Below are 24,814 nucleotides of genomic sequence, written 5' to 3'. Positions count from 1 at the left end.
GACATTATGCGGATAATCATTTAATAGATTATCAAAATCCAATTTTTACTTGCATCCCGAACTGATTCGGACTACCCCCGATAAAGGTGGGCATACCAATCGTATTCCCACTATTCCCCGCATCGATAATATATTTCTTATCCAATGCATTTTTCCCATACATGCTGATTTCGTAATACAATCTTTTTGCCTTAAAGCCTACACCCGCGGTATAATTAGCCAACCCATACCCTTCCTGGCTCAGCAATTCTGTATTCTCATCTTCAAAATAAACCTTAGACTTATAAGAATAAGAGGGGCGTAAGAACAATACGGTCGCTCCTTTTAATGGAATATTAGCATCCAAGCCGACGGAGAAAGTATGTTTCGGCGTCAAACGGAACCGGTTTCCGGCATACTCCTGTTCGTTTCCTTCTTCATCCCTGTCACTGAACTTGCCATCGATATAAGCATAATTGGCAAAAGCATTTACCCCCGGAAGAAAAGAATAACGCAAGCCGGTTTCGATACCGAAGCTATGTGCTTTCCCGGCATCATCTGCCTGGTATTGGGGAGCGAGACTACCTTCTACGGTCTGAAGCGAAGTCGTCTGGAAATGATTCCAGTCATAATAAAACATCGTAAAATCATACTGAAGCTTTCCTCCGGCGACATGTCCTTTGATTCCGGTTTCATAATTCCAGATTATCTCCGGTTGCAGGAAAGTCGTCTTTGCCGGAAGGATGCTTACCACACCGGGCCTCCGTCCCCTCGACACGATGGCATACAGATTGTTCCGCCCGAACATATAATTCAGGGCAAGTCGTCCGACATAAGAAAAATAGTCTTTTGAGGCTGAGATCTCACCGTTCGAGATCGGATTTAATAAATTGTCGGTTTGGGTCATTAACATGGCAAACACACTGGGCTGGCCCGAAGCGGCTGCTTCATAAAATCCCTTCTGCTTTTCATAACTTAAACGAATACCGGCTGTAATGCCTAAATTCGGCGTTATTTTATAGGTCCCATCCGCAAAAAACTCTGCAGCATGATTGATGCCGGTGTTTTTGGAAGATTCTTCGTGATACGAATTGATATTTTTATCAGATAAAAGATCAACCATTCCGATCAATTGCTTCTGTGTGGTTTCCGGCACTTGGGCTAACGCCAGGATTTGTTCTAAGGTAAGCGGCATGCCGATTTGTGAACTAAATACATCCTCCAACGTTTTACGCACATTCGGCGTCTTGGCAACATAGTTGGGAACTCCGTCCGTCAAAGGAGGAACATCCGGAAATAAAAGATTCGCAATAGCCCCGACTTGTTCTTCCGTCATTCCCGGTATTGCCGAAAACTGTTCCGTCAGGTTTTTTTTCAGCATCGGGGAAATATAAGCCGGATAGAGGCTTTGCTCATTGATTCTCATCGGCACTTCCTGTGAATTCTTCTCATAGAAATAACTCGCTCCGAGAAACCCCGAAAAATTGTCTTTATTATCATAATTGAAACGGAACTCCTGACTCAATTGGGTTCCTTTGGCAATTTCGGATACCCATAAGATCGGCGCTGCTGTCCCGTCGGCATCGAAAGATTCGTCCGAATCGAAAGCGCGAAAACCGGTAATTGATGAAAATTTCCAATCGGAATTCAGCGTATGATCGATCAGCAAACCGACCCCACCCACATTTCGCTTAATATATAAGTCTTTCCCTTTTTCCAGGTCGGCCATCGTATTGGGATCCGTATCTCCGCCTTTCGGAGCATATTGTCCGTTCTTGAAGGAGGTGCCGGGATAATCATCCCGTTGATAATCTAAGATCAGGTCGGCAAAAGTATTCTCGCCGGCAAATAAACGGGTAGAGTTACGAAGCGCCCAAACACCTTTCCCGTTCAGATCTCCACCGGAGCGGTTCTCAATAAATCCGTCACGATCGTTATAATAAAAAGCAAACCGGTTCAACAATTGATCTTTTAGGATAGGCGTATTAATAAATCCGGTCAGCAGTTTCTGGTTATATGATCCATAGCCTAAAGTCGCTTCCGCCGCCCATCGGTTGATAGGTTTCTGGCGCACAATATGTAAGGCGCCGATTTCCGCTCCACGCCCGAACAAGGTTCCTTGCGGACCCTTTACAACTTCTATACGTTCCAGATCAAAAAGCTCGACGACCGATCCGCGGGAACGGGAGATAGAAATACCGTCCTGAAAAACGGAAACACGAGGCTGCGACCGGGAATCTCCGTCGTCGGAAGTAACCCCGCGAATTACATAACCCGGATTGTTCGGACTTTGCAACTGCATTTGCATGCCGGGAATATATTCGGACAATTCATCCAACTGCCGCACATTCAAATGCACCAAGCTTTCCCCCGACAAAGCGCTGACAGGAACCGGAATTTCAATGCTACTCTGATTCCGTTTCTGCGTACTGACAATGATTTCATCCAGGTTCCTTGCCTGTTCTTCCATAATGACTTCCATGTACTCTTTGGCCGTCAATTCTCTCTGCTTGTAACCCAACAGAGAAAAAACAAGGATATCATCCGGTTGAACATTTTTTAGTTGGAAAGTACCGTCCGGGTTGCCAACGATACCAATCGTTGTCCCTTTTTTTACTATACTTACGCCCGCAATCGCTTCGCCTTTGGAATCCGTCACTCTTCCCGATAGGCCCTTATCCTGAGCCGTAACATGCAAGAAGAAAAGAAAAAACAGACTAAAAAATAAACCTGCAATTCTCATTATTCTGATTTTTTAAAGTTATACAAATAAACAAACAGAATATTAAGGGGATATGAACCAACTGTTACGTTTTGGCTGCTTTTTGCCGTCTAAAATGTTACCTTTTTACTTTAGTACAAAACATGTTTTTTTATTAACTATCCTGATTTTTGAGATTCATTCCTTTTTTTGTAGTTTTGGAAGATTAACTAATAAATCAATGATATTATGAAGGAATTAAAGATGTTTATTGACGGACGGTTTATTGAAAACACATCCGGTAAATGGATTAATGTATTGAACCCTTCCACGGAAGAGGTGATTTCCCTGATGCCCGACGGAACGGTAGAAGATGCGAGAAAAGCAATCGACGCTGCGGAAAAAGCCCAGCCGCAATGGGAAAAGACACCTGCCATAGTACGTGCCGGTTATCTGATTAAAATAGCGGAAGGCATACGCAGACGCGCAAAAGAAATCACAGATATTATTGTCCGTGAAGGAGGAAAGACACAAGGATTGGCAAGTGTGGAGACTTACTTCACAGCCGACTACCTTGAATATATGGCCGGATGGGCCCGCCGGTATGAAGGCGAAATCATACAGAGCGACCGCCCGAGGGAGAATATTTTTATTTTTAAAAAGCCGATCGGAGTAACCACCGGTATCCTTCCATGGAACTTTCCTTTCTTCCTGATCGCCCGGAAGGCAGCGCCGGCATTGGTTACCGGAAATACAATCGTGGTAAAACCCAGCCAGCTTACCCCCCAGAACGCTTACGTGTTCGCCCAGATAGTAGAAGAGGTGGATCTGCCGGCCGGCGTATTTAACCTGGTCAACGGGCGCGGCTCCGTCATCGGGCAGGAATTGGCGGGCAATCCGAAAGTCGGCATGGTCAGCCTGACCGGCAGTGTAAGCGCCGGAGAACAAACCATGGCGGTCGCTGCCAAGAACATCACCAAGGTCTCCCTGGAGCTCGGTGGAAAAGCGCCTGCCATTGTACTGCCGGATGCCGACCTGGATCTGGCAGTCAAAAGCATCATCGGTTCGCGTGTCATCAATACCGGACAGGTATGTAACTGCGCCGAACGGGTATATGTCCATAAAGACATCAAGGCCGCTTTCCTGGATAAATTGGTAAGCGGGATGAAGAATGTAAAAGTCGGGAACCCTTCGGTTATCTCCGATCTGGATATGGGGCCGCTGATCGAGGCCAACGCCCTGAAATCGGTTGAAGGCAAGGTGGCGCAAGCTATCCGGGAAGGAGCCGGATTACTTTGCGGAGGAAAACGCATCGGGGCAAAGGGATATTTCTTCGAGCCGACTGTTTTGGATAACTGTACGCAGAAGATGGAGATCATACAGGAAGAAATCTTCGGCCCGGTACTTCCGATTGTCGAGTATACAACAGTAGACGAGGTCATTGCCATGGCCAATGATTGCGAATACGGCCTGACATCGTCCGTTTATACCCAGAGCCTGGATACGGCATTCAAGCTGATCCGTTCCCTGAAGTTTGGGGAAACCTATATCAACCGGGAGAACTTCGAAGCCATGCAGGGATTCCATGCCGGATTCCGCAAGTCGGGCATCGGCGGCGCCGATGGCAAACACGGACTGGAAGAATATTTGCAAACCCATGTAGTTTACCTCGAAACAAAAGAATAAAGAAAGCAGTTATATATAGGGCAGACGCATCATCTGCCCTATCTTGTTATCAATATACAAAAACCAATAAGAAAAGAATGAAAGTAGGGTTATTTGTCCCCTGTTATGTAAATGCTGTTTACCCGGAAGTCGGGGTAGCAACTTACAAACTATTGGATTATCTGGGCGTTCAAGTCGATTATCCACTGAAACAGACCTGTTGCGGACAACCAATGGCGAATGCCGGCTTTGAGGACAAAGCCGTCCCTCTGGCGGTTTCGTTTGAAAATTTATTCAATGAATATGATTACATTGTCGCACCGTCGGCAAGTTGTGCGGCATTCGTGAAAGTAAACTATCCCCGGTTGTTGGAGAAGGGCGGGCATCTATGCCGGACAAGCGATAAGATCTATGACGTTTGCGAGTTCCTGCACGATATCCTGAAGGTGGACAAATTGCCGGGAGAGTTTCCTCACAAGGTAAGCCTCCACAATAGTTGCCACGGCGTTCGCGAACTGCACCTCTCTTCCGCCAGCGAGCTGAATATACCCCGTTATTCGAAAGTCAAAGACTTGCTTTCCTTAATCAAGGGCATCGAACTATTCGAACCGCCTAAGGTCGATGAATGTTGCGGTTTCGGCGGAATGTTCGCCGTAGAAGAAAGCGCAGTCTCCGTCTGCATGGGACGGGATAAAATCAGTAATCACCTTTCTACCGGGGCGGAATATATTACCGGGGCGGATAGCTCCTGCCTTATGCACATGCAGGGGATTGTCAACCGGGAACATTTGCCTATCCGATTTATTCACGCAATCGAAATATTAGCATCCGGATTATGAGTACCCTACATTCAAAAGCGGCGGAACGTTTTATCGCCCATAAAGAACAAGAAGCCTGGCACAACGAAACACTCTGGTTGGTGCGGGAGAAACGGGATCGGATGGCCACCCAACTTCCCGAATGGGAAGAACTGCGGACACTGGCCGCCGACATTAAAATGCATACGATCACCCACCTGGACAACTATCTGGAACAATTTGCAGCTAAGGCGGAAAGCAACGGAGTCATCGTCCATTGGGCCAAAGACGCCAGTGAACATAACGGAATCGTCCTCCGGATCCTGGCGGAACACGGAGCAAAGAAATTAATCAAAAGCAAATCGATGCTGGCCGAAGAATGCCATCTCAATCCCTTTCTGATAGAAAAAGGAATCGATGTAGTTGAAAGCGACCTCGGTGAACGTATCCTTCAGTTACTGCACGAACCGCCAAGCCATATCGTCATGCCGGCAATCCATCTGAAACGCGAAGAAGTCGGCCGCTTATTCGAAAAAGAAATGCATACGGAAAAAGGAAACAGCGATCCGACTTATCTGACTCATGCGGCCCGAAAGCATTTGAGAAATGAATTCCTGACCGCGGACGTCGCCATGACCGGCTGCAACTTTGGCGTTGCGGAAACCGGGGATATGGTGGTCTGCACCAATGAAGGGAATGCCGACATGGGAACCTCGTTCGCCAAGGTACATATCGTAACAATGGGGATCGAAAAGGTGATCCCGGATTACCAGGCGCTCAGCGTATATACCCGCCTGTTGGCACGTTCGGCTACGGGCCAGCCTGTCACAGCTTATACGTCGCATTACCGTAAGCCGCAGGAGGGCGGCGAATTGCATCTCATCCTCGTGGATAACGGACGGAGCGAAATCATCGGCAATGAAGATCATATCCAAACCCTGAAATGTATCCGTTGCGGGGCTTGCATGAACACTTGTCCGGTCTATCGCCGGAGCGGCGGCTATTCTTATACTTACTTTATTCCCGGGCCGATTGGGATTAACCTGGGAATGCTCAGGTCGCCTCAGGAATACGCCGACAATGTATCGGCCTGCTCGCTCTGTTTCTCCTGTAACAACGTTTGCCCGGTGAAAATAGATCTGGCCGACCAAATCTATCGCTGGAGACAGGGCCTCGATTCCATCGGTAAAGCGGATCCGATGAAGAAAGTCATGTCCACGGGCATGAAGTACCTCTTCTCCCACCCCGCAATATATAATACGGCATTGAAACTGGCGCCCATTGTCAATCACTTCCCCCGGTTTATCATCTATAACAGGTTGAACGAATGGGGAATCCGGCGCGAGCTACCCCGTTTTGCCAATGAAACATTTACTTCTCTTTGGAAAAAGGGCAAGGTGAAAAAACAAACAAGAACAAAACCGATAAGCAAATGAGCAGTAAAGACGAAATAATAGCAAAGATCAAACGAAACATCCAAACGACTTACGAGCGCCCTTTTTCTCGGATAGAAGGCATCCGGTATCCTGACAAAACAGCGCAGTTCTTGGAAGTCAGCCAAGCCGTCGGAGGAGAAGCTCTCTTTCTGGAAGAGGGACAAGACCTGAACGAGCTCTTGAGCCGGCTTTTTCCCGAGGCCAAACGAATCGCATCCAACCTACCATTCATCCGGATAGCCACGGTCAATCCGGACGAACTGGAGAGGCCGCAGGATTTGGACGGAACGGATCTGGCGATTATACAGGGCGAAATCGGAGTGGCGGAAAACGGTTGCGTCTGGATCCCACAGAACGTTAAAAAGAAAGCCGTCTATTTCATAGCCGAGCAGTTGGTCATTCTTCTGGATCGCAACAAGATCGTAAACAATATGCACGAGGCATACGCCCAGTTGCCTTTCGGTGAAGCTCCTTTCGGCGTCTTTATCTCCGGCCCGTCGAAAACGGCCGATATCGAACAGGCGTTAGTCGTCGGCGCGCATGGAGCCAGGGGGCTGACCGTTATCCTGATTTGAATTGCAACAATCCTGAAAATCAGTAGCCGGGAGTGTATTTCTTACTGTTGGCCGAACGGTATTCTCCGGGCGTGAGCCCGATTGCCGCTTTGAATAGGCGGTTAAAGTAAGAAATGTTATCGATCGACAAGTCCAAGGCGATATCGCGCACCGCCCGGTCGGTCGTAAGGAGGAGAAGTTGCGCTTTTTCTATCTTCTTAGTAATAATATAATGTAGGGGGGTGTTTCCCATCTCTTTTTTGAACAGGCGGATCAGGTGGTCGGTCGTAATGCAGGATATGTCGGCCAACTGTTCCAAACGGATATTCCTGCCGATATTCTCATGGATATGACGCAAGCACTTGCTGATGCGGGGGTCGGAGCTTTCCATCTTATCTTGGCGCAGCGCTAAAAAGCGGGACATGAGTTGGGATAGGATCCCCTGCGTTTCTTCCGAAAGATGCAAAGGCATCTTCTGGTTATCCGCTGCATAATAAGAAAAAGTCGGCAGGTTATCGTATACCTGCGGATCGATATAACGGAGAAACCGGTCGGGATGGATCTCTTGCAGGCGCCGGATGAGCGACAGATCCAAAGGAGTGGCTTCAATTTCCACCGGGAAGCGGTAACGATCGAAAAAAGATTCCCGGTTTGGTTCGTTTTCATAGAAATGAATATAATAAAGGGAGAAGAAACTATCGCATTCGTCATCATGAAGCGTAAAAGGCGGAGTCAGGTAAAGATGATCCGGTTTCAACCGATGAGGCTCCCCATTGATAAAAGTCCGCGCCTCCCCGCCTTTCACATAATAGATGCGGGCAAACGGGCTATATATTTTCTTCCAGTTCCAATTAGCTTCCAGTTCGGAATAACCAATATTCAACAACATTATATTCATACGCGTATATTTAAGAACAAATCGGTTTCATGCCATACCCGAAAACGGTAAATATACTTATTCATAATCATATAAAAGAATAGAAAAGAGGAAAAATCGAAATCGTGTTATCTATTGGTCGAAATAGTGACAGTCCGTTCTTTTTTTTATAAATAGTTTTGTTAAGTACTTCTGAAGAAGCTCCTTTTTCAGATAAGAAGATAAACGAAAGCATAAGATTAACCTATAAGTTGAAGGATTATGAATACGAAACGATTTCAGGGAGACTGGCCGAAAATAGGGATCCGGCCAACCATCGACGGGCGCATGAAAGGTGTCCGCGAATCGCTCGAAGAGCAAACGATGGGGATGGCGCATAGCGTCGTAAATCTATTGTCAAACGAATTAAAATATCCGGACGGCACGCCGGTGCAATGCGTCATTGCCGACTCGACCATCGGGCGAGTGGCTGAAAGCGCCGCCTGCGCCGAAAAATTCAAGAAGGAAAATGTAGGAATCACGATCACCGTTACCCCTTGCTGGTGCTACGGAAGCGAAACAATGGACATGGATCCACACACGGTGAAAGCAGTATGGGGATTCAACGGCACCGAACGTCCCGGAGCCGTCTATCTGGCGGCGGTTCTGGCGGCCCATACACAAAAGGGCCTGCCGGCATTCGGTATCTATGGACACGACGTGCAGGATGCTTCCGTGAAAGAGATCCCTGCCGACGTAAAGGAAAAGCTGCTCCGTTTTTCCAGGGCCGCGATGGCGGTTGCCATCCTGCGAGGCAAATCCTATCTCTCCATCGGCGCCGTCTGCATGGGAATCGCCGGATCGATCGTGAATACCGATTTTTTCGAAGATTACCTCGGTATGCGTTGCGAAGGAATCGATGAAGTGGAAATTATCCGGCGTATGACCGAAGGGATCTATGACAAAGAGGAATATGAAAAAGCGCTGGCATGGACCAGGGCGAATTGTATCGAAAACGAAGATACCTGTAACCGGGAAGATTTAAAGAAAAGCCGGCAAGCGAAAGACGCCGACTGGGAATTTTCGGTCAAGATGATGCTGATTGTACGCGACCTGATGCAAGGTAATCCGAAACTGAAAGAAATGGGCTTCGGAGAAGAAGCGCTGGGCCATAACGCCATCGCCGCCGGATTCCAAGGGCAACGCCAATGGACCGACTTCTATCCGAACGGCGATTTTACCGAAGCGCTCCTCAATTCTTCCTTCGATTGGAACGGCACGCGCGCGCCTTATATCCTTGCTACGGAGAACGATGCCCTGAACGGCACCGCCATGCTGCTCAACCATCTTCTTACCAATACTGCCCAGATCTTTGCCGACGTCCGCACCTATTGGAGTCCCGAAGCCGTGGAACGGGTAACGGGCAAGAAACTGACAGGCGTTGCCGCCAACGGAATGATCCACCTGATTAATTCGGGAGCCGCTACACTGGACGGCTCCGGGCAACAGGCGAAAGACGGCCAACCGGTGATGAAACCTTTCTGGGAGATATCGGAGGCTGAGGTAAATGCCTGCCTGGATGCCACCCGTTGGGTTCCTGCCAACCGAGAATACTTCCGGGGCGGAGGCTTTTCCTCCAAATTCCTGACCAAGGGAGGCATGCCCTGCACAATGGTCCGCCTGAATCTGGTAAAAGGATTGGGTCCCGTACTCCAACTGGCCGAAGGTTGGACGGCGGACATCGATCCGGAAATCCATAAGATCCTGGACGAACGTACGGATAAGGGATGGCCAACCACCTGGTTCGTTCCCCGCCTGACCGATTCCCCGAACTTCAGGGGAGTTTACGACGTAATGAACAATTGGGGAGCCAATCATGGCGCCATCAGCTACGGACATATTGGTGCGGATCTGATCACGTTGGCTTCCATGCTGCGCATCCCCGTTTCGATGCACAACGTAGACGAAAGCCAACTCTTCCGCCCGTCGGCATGGAGCGCTTTCGGCATGGACAAGGAAGGAGCCGACTACCGCGCCTGCCAAACCTACGGCCCACTCTATAAAAAGTAAATAGTACGCCAACTATTTTCTATATCAATTACATTAAACCCGGAAGCGGACAGGTCTTACTGCCTGTCCGCCTTCCCTTTTGAGCCGTCCAAGATGGGAAGAACCAATCATTTATGTTATATTTACGCCATTTCAACAGATAGTAATCTTAAATCAATGAACCGATGACACAAAAAAACAGCCGTCCGGCTTCCCTTCTCAGAGGAAAGGAAGGACAGAATTACCTGTTTCCTTTCGTTCTCGTGACCAGCCTTTTCTTTATGTGGGGATTTGCCCATGCCTTGCTGGATGTACTGAACGCCCATTTCCAGGAAATATTAAGCATATCCAAGGCGAAGTCCGCACTGGTACAGTTTTCCCTCTACGGCGGATATTTCGTAATGGGTATCCCGGCGGGACTACTCATCAAGCGCTTCGGATATAAGAAAGGAATTATTTTCGGGCTGCTTGTATTTGCTCTTGGCGCCTTCCTGTTCTATCCGGCGACATTGATCAAAACTTTTCCGCCTTTCCTTATTGCCCTCTTTGTCATCGCCTGCGGGCTGACTTGTCTCGAAACAGCCGCCAATCCTTATACAACTGTCCTCGGTCCGCCGGCATCGGCCGCCCGGCGCATTAACCTCGCCCAATCGTTCAACGGCCTGGGATGGATACTGGGGCCGCTTTTGGGAGGAATGTTCGTCTTTTCAGGAGGAGATCCGTTCACCTCATTAGCAAAACCGTATATCGGAATCGGGATACTCGTCCTGCTCATCGCCGTTCTTTTTATCCGTACGCCCCTACCTCAACTTAAATCCGAAGCGGGAAGTGTGAACGCATCAACCGGAAAGAGCCGATACAGTGATCTACTGAAGCATCCGCTCTTTCTCTTTGCCGTCATTGCCCAATTCTTTTACGTTGCCGGGCAGACGGGAATCGGAAGCTATTTCATCAACTATGTCGTTGAAGTGCGTCCCGACATCAGTCATCTGCAAGCCTCCCAGATTCTTGCTTTCGGAGGAATGGGCCTGTTCATGGCCGGCCGGTTGACCGGCAGTTATCTCATGAAATTCTTCAATCCCAAAAAACTGCTCTCCATCTATGCCGCCGTCAATGTATTGCTGATGGTGCCCGTAATGATGGGCTGGGGACTATTTTCCGTCGTCTGCCTTTTCTCCTCCTACTTCTTTATGTCCATCATGTATCCCACGATATTTGCCTTAGGGATAAACGGACTGGGAAATAACGTAGAGAAAGGCTCTTCCGTCATTGTCATGGCGGTAGCAGGAGGAGCCGTTATCCCTATGATTATGGGAAGAATCGCCGACCTGTACACAATGAGCGTAGGATTTGCGGTTCCCCTGATTTGTTTTGCCGTAATTTTGATCTTCGGGCTTAGCAAATTAAAGAACTAAACCTTTCTTCTTTCAAGAATTATGCTAATCTTTGTACCGCTTTAAACGTACAAGATCAGATATGTTAAGAGGTATAAAGGCCATGATGCCCGTTAAAAAGCCTTATAAGATAGGCTTGGCACTCAGCGGCGGAGGCGCTAAAGGATTCGGACATTTAGGCATTCTTCAAGCATTAAACGAGCGGGGAATTTTTCCGGATGTGATAGCCGGAACCAGTGCCGGCGCCTTTGCCGGCGTACTTTATGCGGACGGGAACGACCCGGAGAATATCCTGACTTTCTTCAAGAAAAAAACTTTTTCCGAATTCGCCAAGCTCACCATTCCCCAAGGCGGTTTCCTCAACACCCTTCCCTTCCGCGCCTTTCTCGAAAAACATCTGAAAGCGCGTACATACGAAGATTTAAAGATACCGCTTTATGTGGCAGCGACAGACATCGAGCGTGGAAAGTCCAAAATCTTTCATTCGGGGGAGTTAATTCCCTCGATTGTCGCCTCCTGCTCCGTCCCGATCATCTTCTCCCCAGTGGAGATCGACAAACATTATTATGTCGATGGGGGACTGTTCCGCAACCTGCCCGTTACGCCCATCCGAAAACTTTGTGAAAAAGTGATTGCGGTCAATGTCAGCCCGATAGCCTATTCGGAGTTCAAGCCCGCAATCAAATATGTAGCCGAACGCACTATTCATTACATGAGCGCCTCCAACACATTATACGACAGGGATCTCTGCGATTATCTCCTCGAATCGAACGAACTGTCCGATTACACGCTTTTCGACCTGGAACATAGCAAGGAAATTTTCCAAAAGGGCTATGAAGTAGCAATAAATTATATGGAGCATGAAAAAGATCACTTCAAAAAAGACTTCCCCTCCTTTCATTAAATTCTTTGTATAAGGTACTTATCGATTATTCCGTACCAAGGTCGAACAATAGGCAGGACATATATTCATATGAAAATATACATGTTGCAATACTCAAATGCCAACATACAGATTACGCTTTCGATTGCATCCGTTCGCAATGTCGGACAGCGGCTCCGGGACGATCCGTTAATCAGTAGGGATAATCAAATTCCATAAAACGCCTTGAGGGTTTGAATCAGGAATAAAAGATCCTCTTCCGTATGACAGGCGTTTAAAACAATACGCGTCAGATTAGCTCCCTCCGGTTTAGGATATGGAAACGAAGAAAGCAAGATCCCCTTATCCAGGCAATATTCAGCCACTCCATCATCTTTTAAAAGAAAAACCGGGTAATCATAGGTCAAATCCGTAATGCCGGACGGAGCATGCGCTTTAAAAAAGGTAATATTACGGGATAAACACTCCATCGCTTTCTTCCGTTCGGATCCCGTTTGCATAAAAGCGAATAAATAGGCCGGAATAATCGGGGAACTTCCCGTATAAAAAGGCGAATGCCGGAGCTGTTCCAACAAACTCCGGCGTCCGAAAATCACTCCGCCCGGGATTCCTAAGGCCTTGCCGATTGAATCGACAACAACCGTCTCAATCCGGCTTGAACGCAAGGGCGGAAGAAGTTCGGAGATGCCTTTATGTTCTTTCCCAACCACTCCGATACCGTGTGAATCATCAATAATAACCGTAACATTTTTATCGGGATGGATCCGGTTCAGCCAATCAAACGGATAGATTACCGCACTTAAATTGGACAGGGAGTTCGTAAAAATTATATAATGCGCTTCATCGGTCGTATTTATCAGCTGAACCGTTTCATCGGCCCAACTTTCAAACGATTGCCCGTTCGCCTTGCGTTCCCCCTGCCCCCATAACGTCGGGTGAACATCCGGCGAATAAAACATACGCCCCTTATTAAAATAATAATCAACCAACAACCGGCCGGCCAAGTATCCGGAAGAAAGCGTCATGCAATCTTCGAAAAGAAATTCTTTCGCCATAAATCGCTCAAACCGATCGTATATATCCAACCGTATATTCGAACTTCGGGATACGGCGAAATTGGAGCCGTACTGATCTAAACCCTCCTTGATTTTGTCGTGAAAAGCTTTATTATCCGCTAATCCGAGATAAGAAGTACCTGAAAAGAAAAGAAGCGTTTGCCCTTCTACCGCCACAATACGCCCAGGGCAACCATTTGCATACACATTCATAAATAAAAACATTCAAATGATACTAAAAATATGCCAAAGATACAAAAACGACATATATAACACTCCTATCCTATCATTTTATCCAAACAATCTTCTTAAAGATGTTTTTCCGACAACAGGAATAATGAAACGGAAAAATATCTAACTTTGTCAGGCAGAAACATTTTCTGCGGAAAATAGGTATTAAAAAAGAATTCTGACAATGAGTATAACGATTTTGGGTATCGAGTCTTCCTGCGACGATACCTCGGCGGCAGTAATACGGGACGGCGTACTTCTCTCAAACGTGATTGCCAGCCAGGCTGTACATGAAGCATACGGAGGAGTGGTTCCCGAGCTAGCCTCACGCGCGCACCAACAAAATATTATTCCGGTAGTGGGCGAGGCCGTCAAACGAGCCGGCATCGATAAGACCGAATTGAATGCTGTTGCTTTTACGCGCGGCCCCGGCTTGCTGGGCTCCTTGCTGGTCGGCACCTCTTTCGCCAAAGGATTAGCTACTTCGCTGGATATTCCGATGGTAGAGGTTAACCATTTACAGGCGCATGTGCTGGCCCATTTTATCAAAGAAACACCGGAAGACAAGAATCAACCTGATTTTCCGTTTCTTTGCCTTCTGGTTTCAGGGGGGAACTCGCAGATCATCAAGGTGAACGCTTATAATGAAATGGAAGTGATCGGGCAGACGATTGACGATGCGGCCGGCGAAGCCTTCGATAAATGCGCCAAAGTAATGGGATTAGGCTATCCCGGCGGACCTATAGTCAACCGCCTGGCCAATGAAGGAAATCCGAAAGCCTTTGCATTCAGTAAACCACATATCCCAGGATACGATTATAGTTTCAGCGGATTGAAAACTTCTTTCCTGTACCGGCTTCGAGACGAGTTGGAAAAAGATCCCGGTTTTATCGAAAAGAACAAGGCTGATCTCTGCGCTTCTCTGCAGGCAACCGTGATCGATATCCTAATGAATAAGTTGCGAAAGGCAGCGAAGGACTTCGGGATCTGTGAAGTAGCCGTAGCGGGTGGAGTGTCGGCCAATACCGGTTTGCGGGATGCCTTTCATGAGCATGCGGAGAAATTAGGTTGGAAGATCCATATTCCTAAATTTGCATTTACAACGGATAATGCAGCTATGGTCGCCATGACCGGCTATTATAAATATCTGGATCAGGAGTTTTGTCCGATGGACGCCGTTCCTTTCTCCAGAGTGGTTATTTAATCAAATAGAAAATGAAAGTAGAGATTATAACGATCGGCGACGAATTGCTGATCGGACAAGTGGTGGATACGAATTCGGCATGGATCGGACAGGCTTTGGGTGACCTGGGTTTTCAGGTGGTTTACCGGACAGCGATCGGTGATGTAGAACAAGATATTCTGGACGCCTTCGAAACAGCGTTAAAGCGGGTGCCGATTGTATTGGTTACGGGTGGAATCGGCCCGACGAAAGACGACATTACGAAGAAAACGCTTTGCAAATTTTTCCATACGGAACTGGTTTATTCGGAAGAGGCCAACCGGAATATGGAGGAGCTTTTTCTCACCAATGGTCGTAAAATGAATGAGCTTACACGCACCCAGTCTTACGTACCGAAAGATTGCACTGTCATCCAAAACCGGGCGGGAACCGCTCCCTGCACGTGGTTCGAGCGCAACGGTAAAGTACTGGTTTCGATGCCGGGCGTACCGAGCGAAATGAAATGGCTGATGACTAACGAAGTCCTTCCACGCTTGAAAGAAAGGTACAACCGGGACTTGTATATCAAACACCAGACTTTCTGGATTAGCGGCTATACGGAATCGTTATTGGCCTTGACCCTGGATAATTTTGAGGCCACCCTCCCTCCTACGCTAAGGCTGGCTTACCTGCCTCAGGCCGGGATCATTCGTCTCCGCCTTTCCGCCTATTGCGAAAGCGAAGCCTTAGCCGAACAGGAAATCGAAACGGCCAAAGAAAAACTTCATACCTTGCTGAACAGCCATATCATGGTGGAGGCAGACAAGGCGATTGAAGTTCAGATCGGCGAACTGCTACGCGAAAAGCAGTTGACCCTCGGTACGGCGGAGAGTTGTACCGGAGGAGCGATTGCAAAATTGCTGACCTCCGTCCCCGGTTGTTCGGATTATTTCAAAGGGAGCGTTGTCTCCTATGCCAACGAAGTCAAAGCGCAGCTCTTAGGCGTTTCGACCCGGGATTTGGAACTCCACGGAGCTGTAAGTCGCGAAGTGGTAGAGCAGATGGCCAAAGGAGCCTTACACATATTGGATTGTGATTGTTCGGTAGCCACTTCCGGAATCGCCGGACCCGGCGGAGGAACGCTCGAAAAGCCGGTCGGCACCGTTTGGATTGCCGTAGCCTATAGGGACCGGATCATCTCCGAGCGTTACAAATTCGGGCTTGTGCGCGACCTCAACATCCAGCGGACAACCAATGTCGCCCTCTTGATGCTGTACAGTTTGATCCAGAAGGATGAACTCTACAAAGAAGTTCATAATCCGTAAAGGCAAAAGAGACTCCTTTTACAGAAGATAGTCCGTCTTTTTATTTATGCCGGCAGTTATCTATAGAGCATCATTCTCCCCCAAAGAATCTGCGGGGTAAAAAAATGTTTTAATTTTTATGTTATAATTAAATATTTCACTACCTTTGCAGCGCTTTTCAAATAGAAAAAGAAAGCGGAGCAGAAGGAGAGATGGCAGAGTGGTCGATCGCGGCGGTCTTGAAAACCGTTGAACTGAGAGGTTCCGGGGGTTCGAATCCCTCTCTCTCCGCTGAAAGGTCTGGACAAAACCAGACAATAACAGTACAAAAACCTACAAGTCAATGATTTGTAGGTTTTTTTGTTTCCAATATGTCCGTCATAAAAGACACGAAAAAGCCCCCAAAAGACACAAATTTGTGCCTAAATCGTTACCGATTCCGTTCCGGACAAAAACGGTAACGATTTGTCCAAAATTGACCTCTCGCTGCCCTAATTTGTACAGCCTGTATATATCTCACAATTAATATATTAAAAGTAATTTTGCAACATTGAAAAGTGAGATTATGAAGAGTACATTTAAAGTCCTTTTCTACCTGAAAAAAGGGTCGGAAAAGCGTAATGGAGAGGTGTCGATTATGACAAGAGTTACCGTTGATGGAAAAGTTTGCCAGTTCAGTACGAAACAAAGCATCCTTCCTGAGAACTGGAATGTGAAAGCAGGAAAAGCCACAGGAAAGTCTGCCGGACAAATCAACAAGCTGCTGGACGACATCAAAGCTTCCCTCAACCAAATCTACCACGAGCAACAGCGGCGGGACAACTACGTTACTGCCGAAAAGGTAAAGAATGAGTTTCTGGGTCATTCAGAAAATCATGCGACATTACTGGACCTGTTTGGTAAGCACAACAACGATGTGAAACAACTTATCGGCATATCTAAATCCGCATCTACTTATCAAAAGTATGAAGTAACCCGGAAGCATCTTGAGAACTTTATTAGACACAAGTACAACTTGTCGGACATTGCACTGCATGAGATAAACCTAATGTTTATTACCGATTTTGAAGTGTATCTTAAAACGATTTGCAAGTGCAATTCCAACACTACAGCCAAATTCATGCAGTTTTTTAAGCGCATCGTTCTGATTGCCCGCAATAACGGAATCATTATTGGAGATCCTTTTGCGAATTACAAAATCCGGCTGCAAAAAGTGGATAGAGGCTATCTTACGGAAGATGAAATCAAAAAAATACTAGAACTCAACCTTGTATCCGAAAGGTTGGAACATGTCCGTGATTTATTTATCTTTTCTTGTTTTTGCGGTTTGGCTTACATAGATGTGGCAGGTCTTAGAAAGGAGCATATCCGCAAATCGTTTGACGGCAACCTTTGGATTATGACCAAACGGGTGAAGACAGGCACAGATGTCAATGTCCCGTTATTGGATATTCCCAAAATGATCCTAGACAAGTATAAAAACAAGCTCCCAAATGGAGAAATCCTTCCAATAATCAGCAACCAGAAGCTAAATTCGTACTTGAAGGAGATTGCCGACCTGTCCGGAATCAGAAAGAACCTTACTTTCCACCTGGCAAGACATATAATCTCGCCTTTGGAGCTGAAAACAAGCCAGTTGCAAAATGATTCTTGCAGACAGGTAACGATTTAGAAACGAGCGAACTTCATTGATTCACTTAGTTTTTGCATAAAATAAAGAGCGCCTTAACTTGGTGTAAAGTTACTAAATAATACGTATATTTTCACTGCTTCTACAATATATTCTTAACTACAAAAAAAGGTAAATACTTCCATTTTCAGAAAAGTCCTTTTCATAAAAATGAAAAACATTCATTCCTAAACTATATTTTAACAACTTCTGAATATATTTTTATACTGAGAAGGAGATTCCCCTGTATGTTTCTTGAAAAACTTGCCAAATACTGATTGGTCGGAAAAATTAAGGGTTTCCGATACTTGTTGAATATTCATATCCGGTTTCCGAAGTAACAGTCTGGCTTCCGTTATTAAAGCATGATTTATCCACTTTATCGCTGAACGACCACTGTATGTCCGCATTATTTTCGACAGATGGTCAGCAGTTATATTCAGTTGGGAAGCATAAAAAGAGACTTCATGTTCTTTCTTGGCATAGCGGGAAAGTAATTTTCGAAAGCGCAGACTAACATTTTCTGAATGGGTTATTTCAGGGTACTCTTCACCTCGTTTCTTCCAAACTCCATTATCCAGTTCCAGCATCAGGTTTGAAAGGTCGTTTCGGATAATAAGTGAACGATAACGATGCTCCTTATCCGTAATATATTTTTGTATTCTATGGACGATACCCAATATCGTATCTGTTTCTTCTTCGTTGAGTTGATTTAGCGGATATGCCCGTTTAGCATACTCGGCACTATCAGACAGCAAATGTGTAATTGGTGTTACTATTTCTAAAAGTAAATCCTGTGATATTATTATATGAAAACCCTTAAAATCTTCACTGAACGTAATATTGTCAATAATATTCTCAATATGCATTTCCAACAGCATGTTTTTCTGAAACGAATAGGAAACGTAATCCATCACGACTTCTATTTCTCCCTGTAAGGGCAAAATCATTGAATGGGCATTGAGCCGCATCGGTTGAAAGGGAGCTTTCGGAACATCCCCTTTCATTTCAATGACAACAAGTTCATTGCCAAATGTTTCTTGTGGCAATAAGAGATTGATAAATTCATCAAGACCAAGGTCAAGGGTATCTTTCATTGTAATCATAAGTAAATGTTACAAAGATAAACATTCAACTAACAAAATAACGGTTATATTCCTTTTTTTGACATTTTGAGTTATTAATATCACCTGAAATAACGGATATAGACCAATATTGGACGGATTAAACTCTGTTAATTGCTATCATAAAAGCAGAACTTTGCAACGGATTTTTTTAAGTAGAATCATTATTGGTATTGCCACAGATAAAGGTAGAACATGTTTAGAAAAAAATAAAAAATGAATAAAATTTCAATCAAAGGAGTGTATTTGGCATTCCTGACAGTAATGGGCATGATAGCTGTTTCATGTAGTCAAAAAGCTCCCAATTCGGTAAATAACGAATACAATTTATTAGAGGTATCTCTTACAGATAAATCTCTGTCCACGAATTATTCGTCAACAATACGAGGTAAACAGGATGTCGAAATTCGACCCCAAGTTTCAGGACTGATTACTGAGGTTCGTGTTACCGAGGGAGAAATAGTGAAAAAAGGACAGACTTTATTTGTCATTGACCAGGTTGCTTATCAGGCAGCATTGGAAACGGCAAAGGCAAGCGTCAGTGTGGCTCAATCGAATGTGGCGACGGCACAGCTTACTGCCGACAGCAAGAAGGAGTTGTATGCCCAAAATGTGGTATCGGAGTACGAAATGCAAACAGCCCAAAATTCTCTGAGAAGTGCAGAAGCCGAGCTGGCACAAGCACAGGCACAGGAAACCAATGCCCGCAACAACCTCTCTTTTACGCTCGTAAAAAGTCCGTCTGACGGCATAGTCGGGACGCTTCCCTACCGGGTGGGTGCATTAGTCAGTTCTACCATCACCAATCCGTTGACGACCGTCTCGGACAATGCGGAGATGTATGTTTATTTTTCCATGTCGGAAAACCAGATTCTCTCGCTCTCCCATGACAACGGTTCTCTTGGCAATGCTGTGAAGGCAATGCCGGAAGTTGAACTCAAACTAAATAATGGAAATACATATGCTAAAAAAGGACGTGTTGAAAGCATCAGTGGCGTTATCGACCAAAGTACAGGTTCGGTCAGCGTCCGTGCCGTCTTTCCAAACGAAGAACGCATTCTGCTGAGCGGCGGTTCGGGTAGCGTGGTCTTTCCTTATAAACGAAAAAATGTCATCGTCATCCCACAGGCAGCCACTTTCGAGACGCAAGACAAAGTTTATGTCTATAAAGTAATTGATGGAATTGCACAATCAACATTGGTAGAGGTTTTCTCCATTAACGACGGACAGGAATATATTGTGGAATCGGGATTGGCTACTGGAGATATCATCGTTGCCGAGGGAGTGGGCCTGTTGCGAAACGGAACTCCCGTATCACCCAAAAAAGAACAAAAAGGAGAATAAATTATGACACCAAAAACATTTATAGACCGACCGATACTTTCGGCGGTTATATCCATCGTTATCGTTCTGGCTGGAGTGATAGGACTTGTGACGCTGCCTATCGAGCAGTACCCGGATATTGCTACACCGACCATACAGGTTACCGCTACCTATACAGGGGCTAATGCCGAAACGGTTCAAAATAGTGTAATTGTCCCGTTGGAAGAAGCCATAAATGGCGTTGAAGACATGATTTATATGACTTCTACGGCGAGCAACATGGGGAGTGCCTCTATTACCGTTTATTTCAAACAAGGCACAGACCCCGATATGGCAACAGTCAATGTACAGAACCGCGTATCAAAAGCTACCGGACAACTGCCTTCGGATGTAACGCAAGTCGGGGTTTCGGTCAGCAAACGCCAATCAAGTATGATACAGATATTTACGATGTACAGTAGCGATGATGCCTACGATGATATATTTATATCGAATTACTTGAAAATTAATGTCATTCCCCAGATACTCCGTATTAGCGGTGTCGGTGAAGCGTCATCCCTCGGTGCGGATTACAGCATCCGCATCTGGATGAATCCGGAAGTGATGGCACAGTACAATCTTGTTCCGTCGGATATCAGCAATGCACTCGCTGAACAGAACATCGAGTCTCCAACCGGATATATGGGTGAAAATTCCGACAACACCTTTCTTTATACGATGAAATATCGCGGACGTCTTGAAAAAACCGAAGAATTTGAGGAAATTGTCATCCGTTCATTGGCTGACGGAGAAGTTTTAAGACTAAAAGATGTCGCTGTTATAGAATTGGGTGCGGATAGTTATGAGAAGATTGGGGAGGCCAATGGTCATCCCGGCGTGAGCTGTATCGTATTTCAGACAGCAGGCTCAAACGCGAATGAAATCAATACCGAACTCGACAAATTGCTTAAAGAAATAGAGCCTGATTTACCTCCGGGATTAAAAATATCAAAAATACTGAGTACAAAAGATTTTCTGGATGCGTCGATATTCAATGTGACAGAAACCTTGCTGATTGCTTTCCTTTTGGTTGTGCTTATTGTTTACCTGTTTTTACAAAATTTCCGTGCAACACTTATTCCGGCCGTTGGGATTTGTGTTTCCATAATCGGAACATTCGCTTTCCTTTCCCTGTTCGGATTCAGTATCAATTTACTCACACTGTTTGCATTGGTGCTCTCTGTCGGTATTGTGGTTGATGATGCCATTATTGTAGTGGAGGCTGTACAGACCAAATTCGATGAGGGGCATAAGTCTCCTTATCTTGCCGCAGTCAAAGGAATGGAAGAGATTACTTCGCCGATTATAGTTACCACACTCGTTTTTATGGCAGTATTTATCCCTGTATCGTTTATGGGAGGTACTTCCGGGGTGTTCTTTACACAATTCGGTCTTACAATGGCCGTCGCCGTAGGTATATCGGCGGTCAATGCCCTTACATTAAGTCCTGCACTATGTGCGTTGCTTCTCAAGCCAAATCTGGAGACAAACGGGAGTAAAAAGTCACTGAAAGAACGTTTTCATACTTCGTTCAATATTTCGTTCCAGAGGCTGACTAAACGATATATGGGCGGTTTGAAATTCTTTATGCGCCATCGGTGGATTACTCCCACTTTGCTTGTCGGTTCCGTTATTATACTTGCTATATTAATGAATACGACTAAAAGCGGCCTTGTGCCTGACGAAGACCAGGGTGTGCTGTTCGTTTCGGTAAATACTGCTCCGGGAAGTACAATCAATCAGACAAAAAAGACTGTGGATAAAATAGAGGAACGTATCAATTCTATTCCGCAGGTGGAGTCATATAGTAAAACCGTAGGTTATGGATTCGGGGCAGGAAGCGGACAGAGCGCCAATACAGCCTCATTTTTCATACGGCTTAAAGACTGGAAAGAGCGTAAAAACAAGGAAGACAGTAAGGATGCCGTTTCTGCGAAGATATACGAATTGACAGCAGACATTAAAGATGCAGAATTGTTTGTCATGTCTCCTCCCATGATTGCCGGTTACGGTTCGGGTAGCGGAGTGGAACTTTATGTGCAGGACAAAAAGGGAGGCAGCCTTACGGATTTTTACAATGTTACTCAGGATTTCATTACCCGGCTGAATGAGCGTCCCGAGATAGGTTTGGCTTTTTCGTCATTCAACATAAATTATCCGCAATATCTGGTTGAAGTGGATGCAGCCAAATGCAAACGTGCCGGAATTTCTCCCGATGAAGTTCTGAATGTCCTTTCCAGTTATTATGGTGGAACTTATGCTTCGGATATTAACCGTTTTTCTAAAATATACAAAGTGATGATACAGGCATCTCCCGATAGCAGGTTAAACACGGAGTCACTGAATAATACGTTTGTACGTGTAGATGATAAAATGGCTTCGTTAAGCCAATTCGTCACACTAACAAAGACATACGGTGCAGAATCTTTGACCCGGTTCAATATGTTTAATTCCATTTCCATCAATGGTATGATTGCCGAAGGCTATAGTTAGGTAGATGCAATTAACGCTGTTCGGGAAACTGCAGAACAGTATCTTTCGACAGGATACGGCTATGAATTCGGAGGTATTACAAGGGAAGAAGCCGGAAGCACCAGTAATACGGTTATTATTATCTGTATCTGTATCCTACTTATATATCTGATACTGTGTGGCCTTTATGAGAGTTTCCTGATACCTGTCGCTGTATTGCTTTCTGTTCCGTTGGGACTTACGGGTAGTTTCTTTTTTACGAAAATAGCGGGACTTGAAAATAATATTTACCTGCAAACAGGGGTAATCATGTTGATCGGTCTATTGGCGAAAACGGCTATTCTGATAACCGAATATGCCTCAAAACGCAGGAAGGAAGGGATGAGTATTTCGCAAGCGGCCCTTTCGGCTGCAAGAGTTCGTTTCCGCCCTATTTTGATGACTGTACTTGCGATGGTATTCGGACTCCTGCCCCTGATATTTTCATCGGGTGCCGGTGCCAACGGGAATATATCACTGGGAGTCGGAACTGTCGGTGGATTGATTGTCGGTTCATTGGGATTAATATTTATTGTTCCCACAATGTTCGCTCTCTTCCGAATGTTGGACGAAAAAATTTCACCGTCGAAAGTTCCCGGTAAACAAACTAAAAAGATTGAAGAATGAAAAAGATAATCATTATAGGGGTTGTGGCCATTTCAGTTAGTAGCTGCAATGTGTACAAAACATACAACAGACCGGATGTGACAACAGACAATTTATATGGTGAGTCTCTGAATACGACCGATACGGCAAGCATTGCTTCGCTTAGCTGGCGGGAGCTATTTACCGATTCACACCTACAAACGCTGGTTGAAGAGGGATTGGAGAATAATACAGACCTTCAGATTGCCTACCTTCGTATTACGCAGGCACAGGCAACTTTACAATCTTCCAAGTTGGCTTATCTTCCTTCCGTTTCGTTTAATTCGGAAGGAGCATTGAACAGTTTCGACAGGCAGAAAGCATCGAAAAGCTATCAGTTAGCTGTATCATCAAATTGGGAACTGGATGTTTTCGGAAAACTAACAAGTGCCAAACGTGGTGCGAAAGCTGCTCTTGAACAGAGCGAAGCCTACAGGCAGGCTGTACAAACGAATCTGGTTTCTACAATTGCAAACAGCTATTACACGTTACTGATGCTTGACAGACAGTTGGAGATTACGGAACATACGCTCGACAGTTGGCAGGAAACTATCCGTACACTACACGCCTTGAAAAAAGCGGGTTCGAGCGATGACGCGTCAGTGGCACAAGCCGAGGCAAACAAACTCTCTGTTGAGGCTTCCATGCTTTCGCTTCGCCAACAAATCACGGAAACGGAAAACGGCTTATCTTCCTTGCTGGGCAAAACACCGCAACAGGTTGTCCGAGGCAAGCTGGACGACCAACAGTTTCCACAGGAAATGTCTGTTGGCGTTCCATTGCAACTACTTAGTAAGCGTCCCGATGTGCGAAATGCAGAAATGTCATTGGCACAAGCGTTCTATTCAACCAACGAAGCACGAGCTGCATTCTATCCAAGCATCACGTTGAGCGGAACGGCAGGATGGACGAATAGCGGAGGTGGGATTATCGCCAATCCGGGAGCCTTGCTGTTGGAAGCGGTTGGTTCCCTTACGCAACCGATATTTAATCGCGGGACAAACAAAGCCCGACTTAAAATTGCTGAAGCACAGCAGGAAGAGGCAAAGCTGGAGTTTAAACAATCGATACTTGATGCCGGTGCGGAGGTAAACAACGCACTCACACAATGGCAAACTTCACGCGGCAAGATTGAGATAGACATTCAACAGATAGCCTCGTTGGAAAGAGCCGTCAAAAGTACGCAGTTAAAGATGAAATACGGGAACACGACCTATCTTGAAGTGCTCACAGCCGAAACATCGCTTCTTGATGCCGAGCTCACACTCGTTAACGATAGGTTTGACGAGATTCAGGGAGTGATTAACCTGTACCATGCTCTTGGGGGAGGATACTAAGGGAATATTTATAGCAATTAAATCAAATAGTTTAGTAAAGTGGGCGGACTACATAGTTAATAATACTGTTTACATTTGCAATGAATAAAAGCAACAAATT

15 protein-coding genes, 1 tRNA gene and 2 pseudogenes are annotated in these 24,814 nt (G+C 45.8%); 14 read left to right on the top strand and 4 right to left on the bottom strand.

Annotated features, from left to right (window positions below):
- Window positions 1-31 precede the first annotated feature (31 nt).
- Window positions 32-2,722, bottom strand: coding sequence for a TonB-dependent receptor (locus BQ8014_RS09065; protein WP_080904095.1), 2,691 nt, complete (start codon window positions 2,720-2,722; stop codon window positions 32-34).
- Between the two features lie 207 nt (window positions 2,723-2,929).
- Between BQ8014_RS09065 and aldA the strand changes: the two genes are divergently transcribed.
- From aldA to BQ8014_RS09045, 4 genes are all read left to right on the top strand, one after another.
- Window positions 2,930-4,366: an aldehyde dehydrogenase gene (aldA, locus tag BQ8014_RS09060; RefSeq protein ID WP_080904094.1), complete on the top strand. Its 1,437-nt coding sequence runs from the start codon at window positions 2,930-2,932 to the stop codon at window positions 4,364-4,366.
- A gap of 77 nt (window positions 4,367-4,443) precedes the next feature.
- Window positions 4,444-5,184 carry a (Fe-S)-binding protein gene (locus tag BQ8014_RS09055; RefSeq protein WP_080904093.1) on the top strand — a complete coding sequence of 247 codons (741 nt, stop codon included), beginning with the start codon at window positions 4,444-4,446 and terminating at the stop codon, window positions 5,182-5,184.
- A complete protein-coding gene (locus BQ8014_RS09050; RefSeq protein WP_080904092.1) occupies window positions 5,181-6,578 on the top strand; it encodes a lactate utilization protein B in 1,398 nt (465 codons plus the stop codon). Before BQ8014_RS09055 ends, BQ8014_RS09050 begins: the two co-directional genes overlap by 4 nt.
- Window positions 6,575-7,153, top strand: a complete 579-nt coding sequence (locus BQ8014_RS09045) for a LutC/YkgG family protein (RefSeq protein WP_080905903.1) — start codon at window positions 6,575-6,577, stop codon at window positions 7,151-7,153. Before BQ8014_RS09050 ends, BQ8014_RS09045 begins: the two co-directional genes overlap by 4 nt.
- Before the next feature lie 19 nt (window positions 7,154-7,172).
- Here BQ8014_RS09045 and BQ8014_RS09040 read toward each other — a convergent pair whose 3' ends face one another.
- Complete coding sequence (locus BQ8014_RS09040) at window positions 7,173-8,030, bottom strand: AraC family transcriptional regulator (RefSeq protein ID WP_080904091.1); 858 nt, start codon at window positions 8,028-8,030, stop codon at window positions 7,173-7,175.
- Between the two features lie 240 nt (window positions 8,031-8,270).
- Here BQ8014_RS09040 and BQ8014_RS09035 point away from each other — a divergent pair, with 240 nt between their 5' ends.
- The 3 genes from BQ8014_RS09035 (at window position 8,271) to BQ8014_RS09025 (ending at window position 12,335) form a co-directional block, all read left to right on the top strand.
- Window positions 8,271-10,058 carry an L-fucose isomerase gene (locus BQ8014_RS09035; protein WP_080904090.1) on the top strand — a complete coding sequence of 596 codons (1,788 nt, stop codon included), beginning with the start codon at window positions 8,271-8,273 and terminating at the stop codon, window positions 10,056-10,058.
- 164 nt (window positions 10,059-10,222) lie between these two features.
- Window positions 10,223-11,452 (top strand): sugar MFS transporter, encoded by a 1,230-nt coding sequence (locus BQ8014_RS09030; RefSeq protein ID WP_080904089.1) that lies wholly within the window; start codon window positions 10,223-10,225, stop codon window positions 11,450-11,452.
- Window positions 11,453-11,513: 61 nt separating this feature from the next.
- Window positions 11,514-12,335: a patatin-like phospholipase family protein gene (locus tag BQ8014_RS09025; protein WP_200814380.1), complete on the top strand. Its 822-nt coding sequence runs from the start codon at window positions 11,514-11,516 to the stop codon at window positions 12,333-12,335.
- A 185-nt stretch (window positions 12,336-12,520) separates the two neighbouring features.
- On the opposite strand, the gene BQ8014_RS09020 is transcribed toward BQ8014_RS09025, so the two are convergent.
- Entirely contained in the window at window positions 12,521-13,582 is a 1,062-nt protein-coding gene (locus BQ8014_RS09020; protein WP_160150063.1) for an aminotransferase class I/II-fold pyridoxal phosphate-dependent enzyme, read from the bottom strand.
- A 202-nt stretch (window positions 13,583-13,784) separates the two neighbouring features.
- Here BQ8014_RS09020 and tsaD point away from each other — a divergent pair, with 202 nt between their 5' ends.
- The 4 genes and pseudogenes from tsaD to BQ8014_RS09000 all read left to right on the top strand — a co-directional run.
- Window positions 13,785-14,804 carry a tRNA (adenosine(37)-N6)-threonylcarbamoyltransferase complex transferase subunit TsaD gene (gene tsaD, locus BQ8014_RS09015; RefSeq protein WP_080904087.1) on the top strand — a complete coding sequence of 340 codons (1,020 nt, stop codon included), beginning with the start codon at window positions 13,785-13,787 and terminating at the stop codon, window positions 14,802-14,804.
- 11 nt (window positions 14,805-14,815) lie between these two features.
- Window positions 14,816-16,087: a competence/damage-inducible protein A gene (locus BQ8014_RS09010; protein WP_080904086.1), complete on the top strand. Its 1,272-nt coding sequence runs from the start codon at window positions 14,816-14,818 to the stop codon at window positions 16,085-16,087.
- 185 nt (window positions 16,088-16,272) lie between these two features.
- Window positions 16,273-16,357: transfer RNA gene (locus tag BQ8014_RS09005), tRNA-Ser, on the top strand.
- A 274-nt stretch (window positions 16,358-16,631) separates the two neighbouring features.
- Window positions 16,632-17,669, top strand: a pseudogene (locus BQ8014_RS09000) (site-specific integrase); the annotation flags it as partial.
- Window positions 17,670-17,935: 266 nt separating this feature from the next.
- On the opposite strand, the gene BQ8014_RS08995 reads toward BQ8014_RS09000, so the two are convergent.
- Window positions 17,936-18,841, bottom strand: a complete 906-nt coding sequence (locus tag BQ8014_RS08995; RefSeq protein WP_080904084.1) for a helix-turn-helix domain-containing protein — start codon at window positions 18,839-18,841, stop codon at window positions 17,936-17,938.
- A 234-nt stretch (window positions 18,842-19,075) separates the two neighbouring features.
- Between BQ8014_RS08995 and BQ8014_RS08990 the strand changes: the two genes are divergently transcribed.
- The 3 genes and pseudogenes from BQ8014_RS08990 to BQ8014_RS08980 all read left to right on the top strand — a co-directional run bounded on the left by BQ8014_RS08990 (window position 19,076) and on the right by BQ8014_RS08980 (window position 24,714).
- Window positions 19,076-20,203, top strand: coding sequence for an efflux RND transporter periplasmic adaptor subunit (locus BQ8014_RS08990; RefSeq protein ID WP_080904083.1), 1,128 nt, complete (start codon window positions 19,076-19,078; stop codon window positions 20,201-20,203).
- Window positions 20,204-20,206: 3 nt separating this feature from the next.
- Window positions 20,207-23,359 (top strand): annotated as a pseudogene (locus BQ8014_RS08985) (efflux RND transporter permease subunit).
- Entirely contained in the window at window positions 23,356-24,714 is a 1,359-nt protein-coding gene (locus tag BQ8014_RS08980; RefSeq protein WP_080904082.1) for a TolC family protein, read from the top strand. The pseudogene BQ8014_RS08985 and the gene BQ8014_RS08980 overlap by 4 nt, the downstream one beginning before the upstream one ends.
- The last annotated feature ends 100 nt before the right edge of the window (window positions 24,715-24,814 follow it).

Origin of the sequence: Parabacteroides sp. Marseille-P3160 (assembly GCF_900162725.1) — a bacterium.
Classification (GTDB): Bacteria; Bacteroidota; Bacteroidia; order Bacteroidales; family Tannerellaceae; genus Marseille-P3160.
This window is presented reverse-complemented; position numbering and strand designations above follow the sequence as displayed.

Coding starts and splice junctions, on each gene's coding strand:
- BQ8014_RS09055 (WP_080904093.1), top strand. CDS start 4,444: ATGAAAGTAGGGTTATTTGTCCCCTGTTATGTAAATGCTGTTTACCCG.
- BQ8014_RS09025 (WP_200814380.1), top strand. CDS start 11,514: ATGTTAAGAGGTATAAAGGCCATGATGCCCGTTAAAAAGCCTTATAAG.
- BQ8014_RS09040 (WP_080904091.1), bottom strand. CDS start 8,030: ATGAATATAATGTTGTTGAATATTGGTTATTCCGAACTGGAAGCTAAT.
- BQ8014_RS09065 (WP_080904095.1), bottom strand. CDS start 2,722: ATGAGAATTGCAGGTTTATTTTTTAGTCTGTTTTTTCTTTTCTTCTTG.
- BQ8014_RS09045 (WP_080905903.1), top strand. CDS start 6,575: ATGAGCAGTAAAGACGAAATAATAGCAAAGATCAAACGAAACATCCAA.
- BQ8014_RS09020 (WP_160150063.1), bottom strand. CDS start 13,582: ATGAATGTGTATGCAAATGGTTGCCCTGGGCGTATTGTGGCGGTAGAA.
- BQ8014_RS09010 (WP_080904086.1), top strand. CDS start 14,816: ATGAAAGTAGAGATTATAACGATCGGCGACGAATTGCTGATCGGACAA.
- BQ8014_RS09050 (WP_080904092.1), top strand. CDS start 5,181: ATGAGTACCCTACATTCAAAAGCGGCGGAACGTTTTATCGCCCATAAA.
- BQ8014_RS09030 (WP_080904089.1), top strand. CDS start 10,223: ATGACACAAAAAAACAGCCGTCCGGCTTCCCTTCTCAGAGGAAAGGAA.
- BQ8014_RS09035 (WP_080904090.1), top strand. CDS start 8,271: ATGAATACGAAACGATTTCAGGGAGACTGGCCGAAAATAGGGATCCGG.
- BQ8014_RS08980 (WP_080904082.1), top strand. CDS start 23,356: ATGAAAAAGATAATCATTATAGGGGTTGTGGCCATTTCAGTTAGTAGC.
- BQ8014_RS08995 (WP_080904084.1), bottom strand. CDS start 18,841: ATGATTACAATGAAAGATACCCTTGACCTTGGTCTTGATGAATTTATC.
- BQ8014_RS08990 (WP_080904083.1), top strand. CDS start 19,076: ATGAATAAAATTTCAATCAAAGGAGTGTATTTGGCATTCCTGACAGTA.
- tsaD (WP_080904087.1), top strand. CDS start 13,785: ATGAGTATAACGATTTTGGGTATCGAGTCTTCCTGCGACGATACCTCG.
- aldA (WP_080904094.1), top strand. CDS start 2,930: ATGAAGGAATTAAAGATGTTTATTGACGGACGGTTTATTGAAAACACA.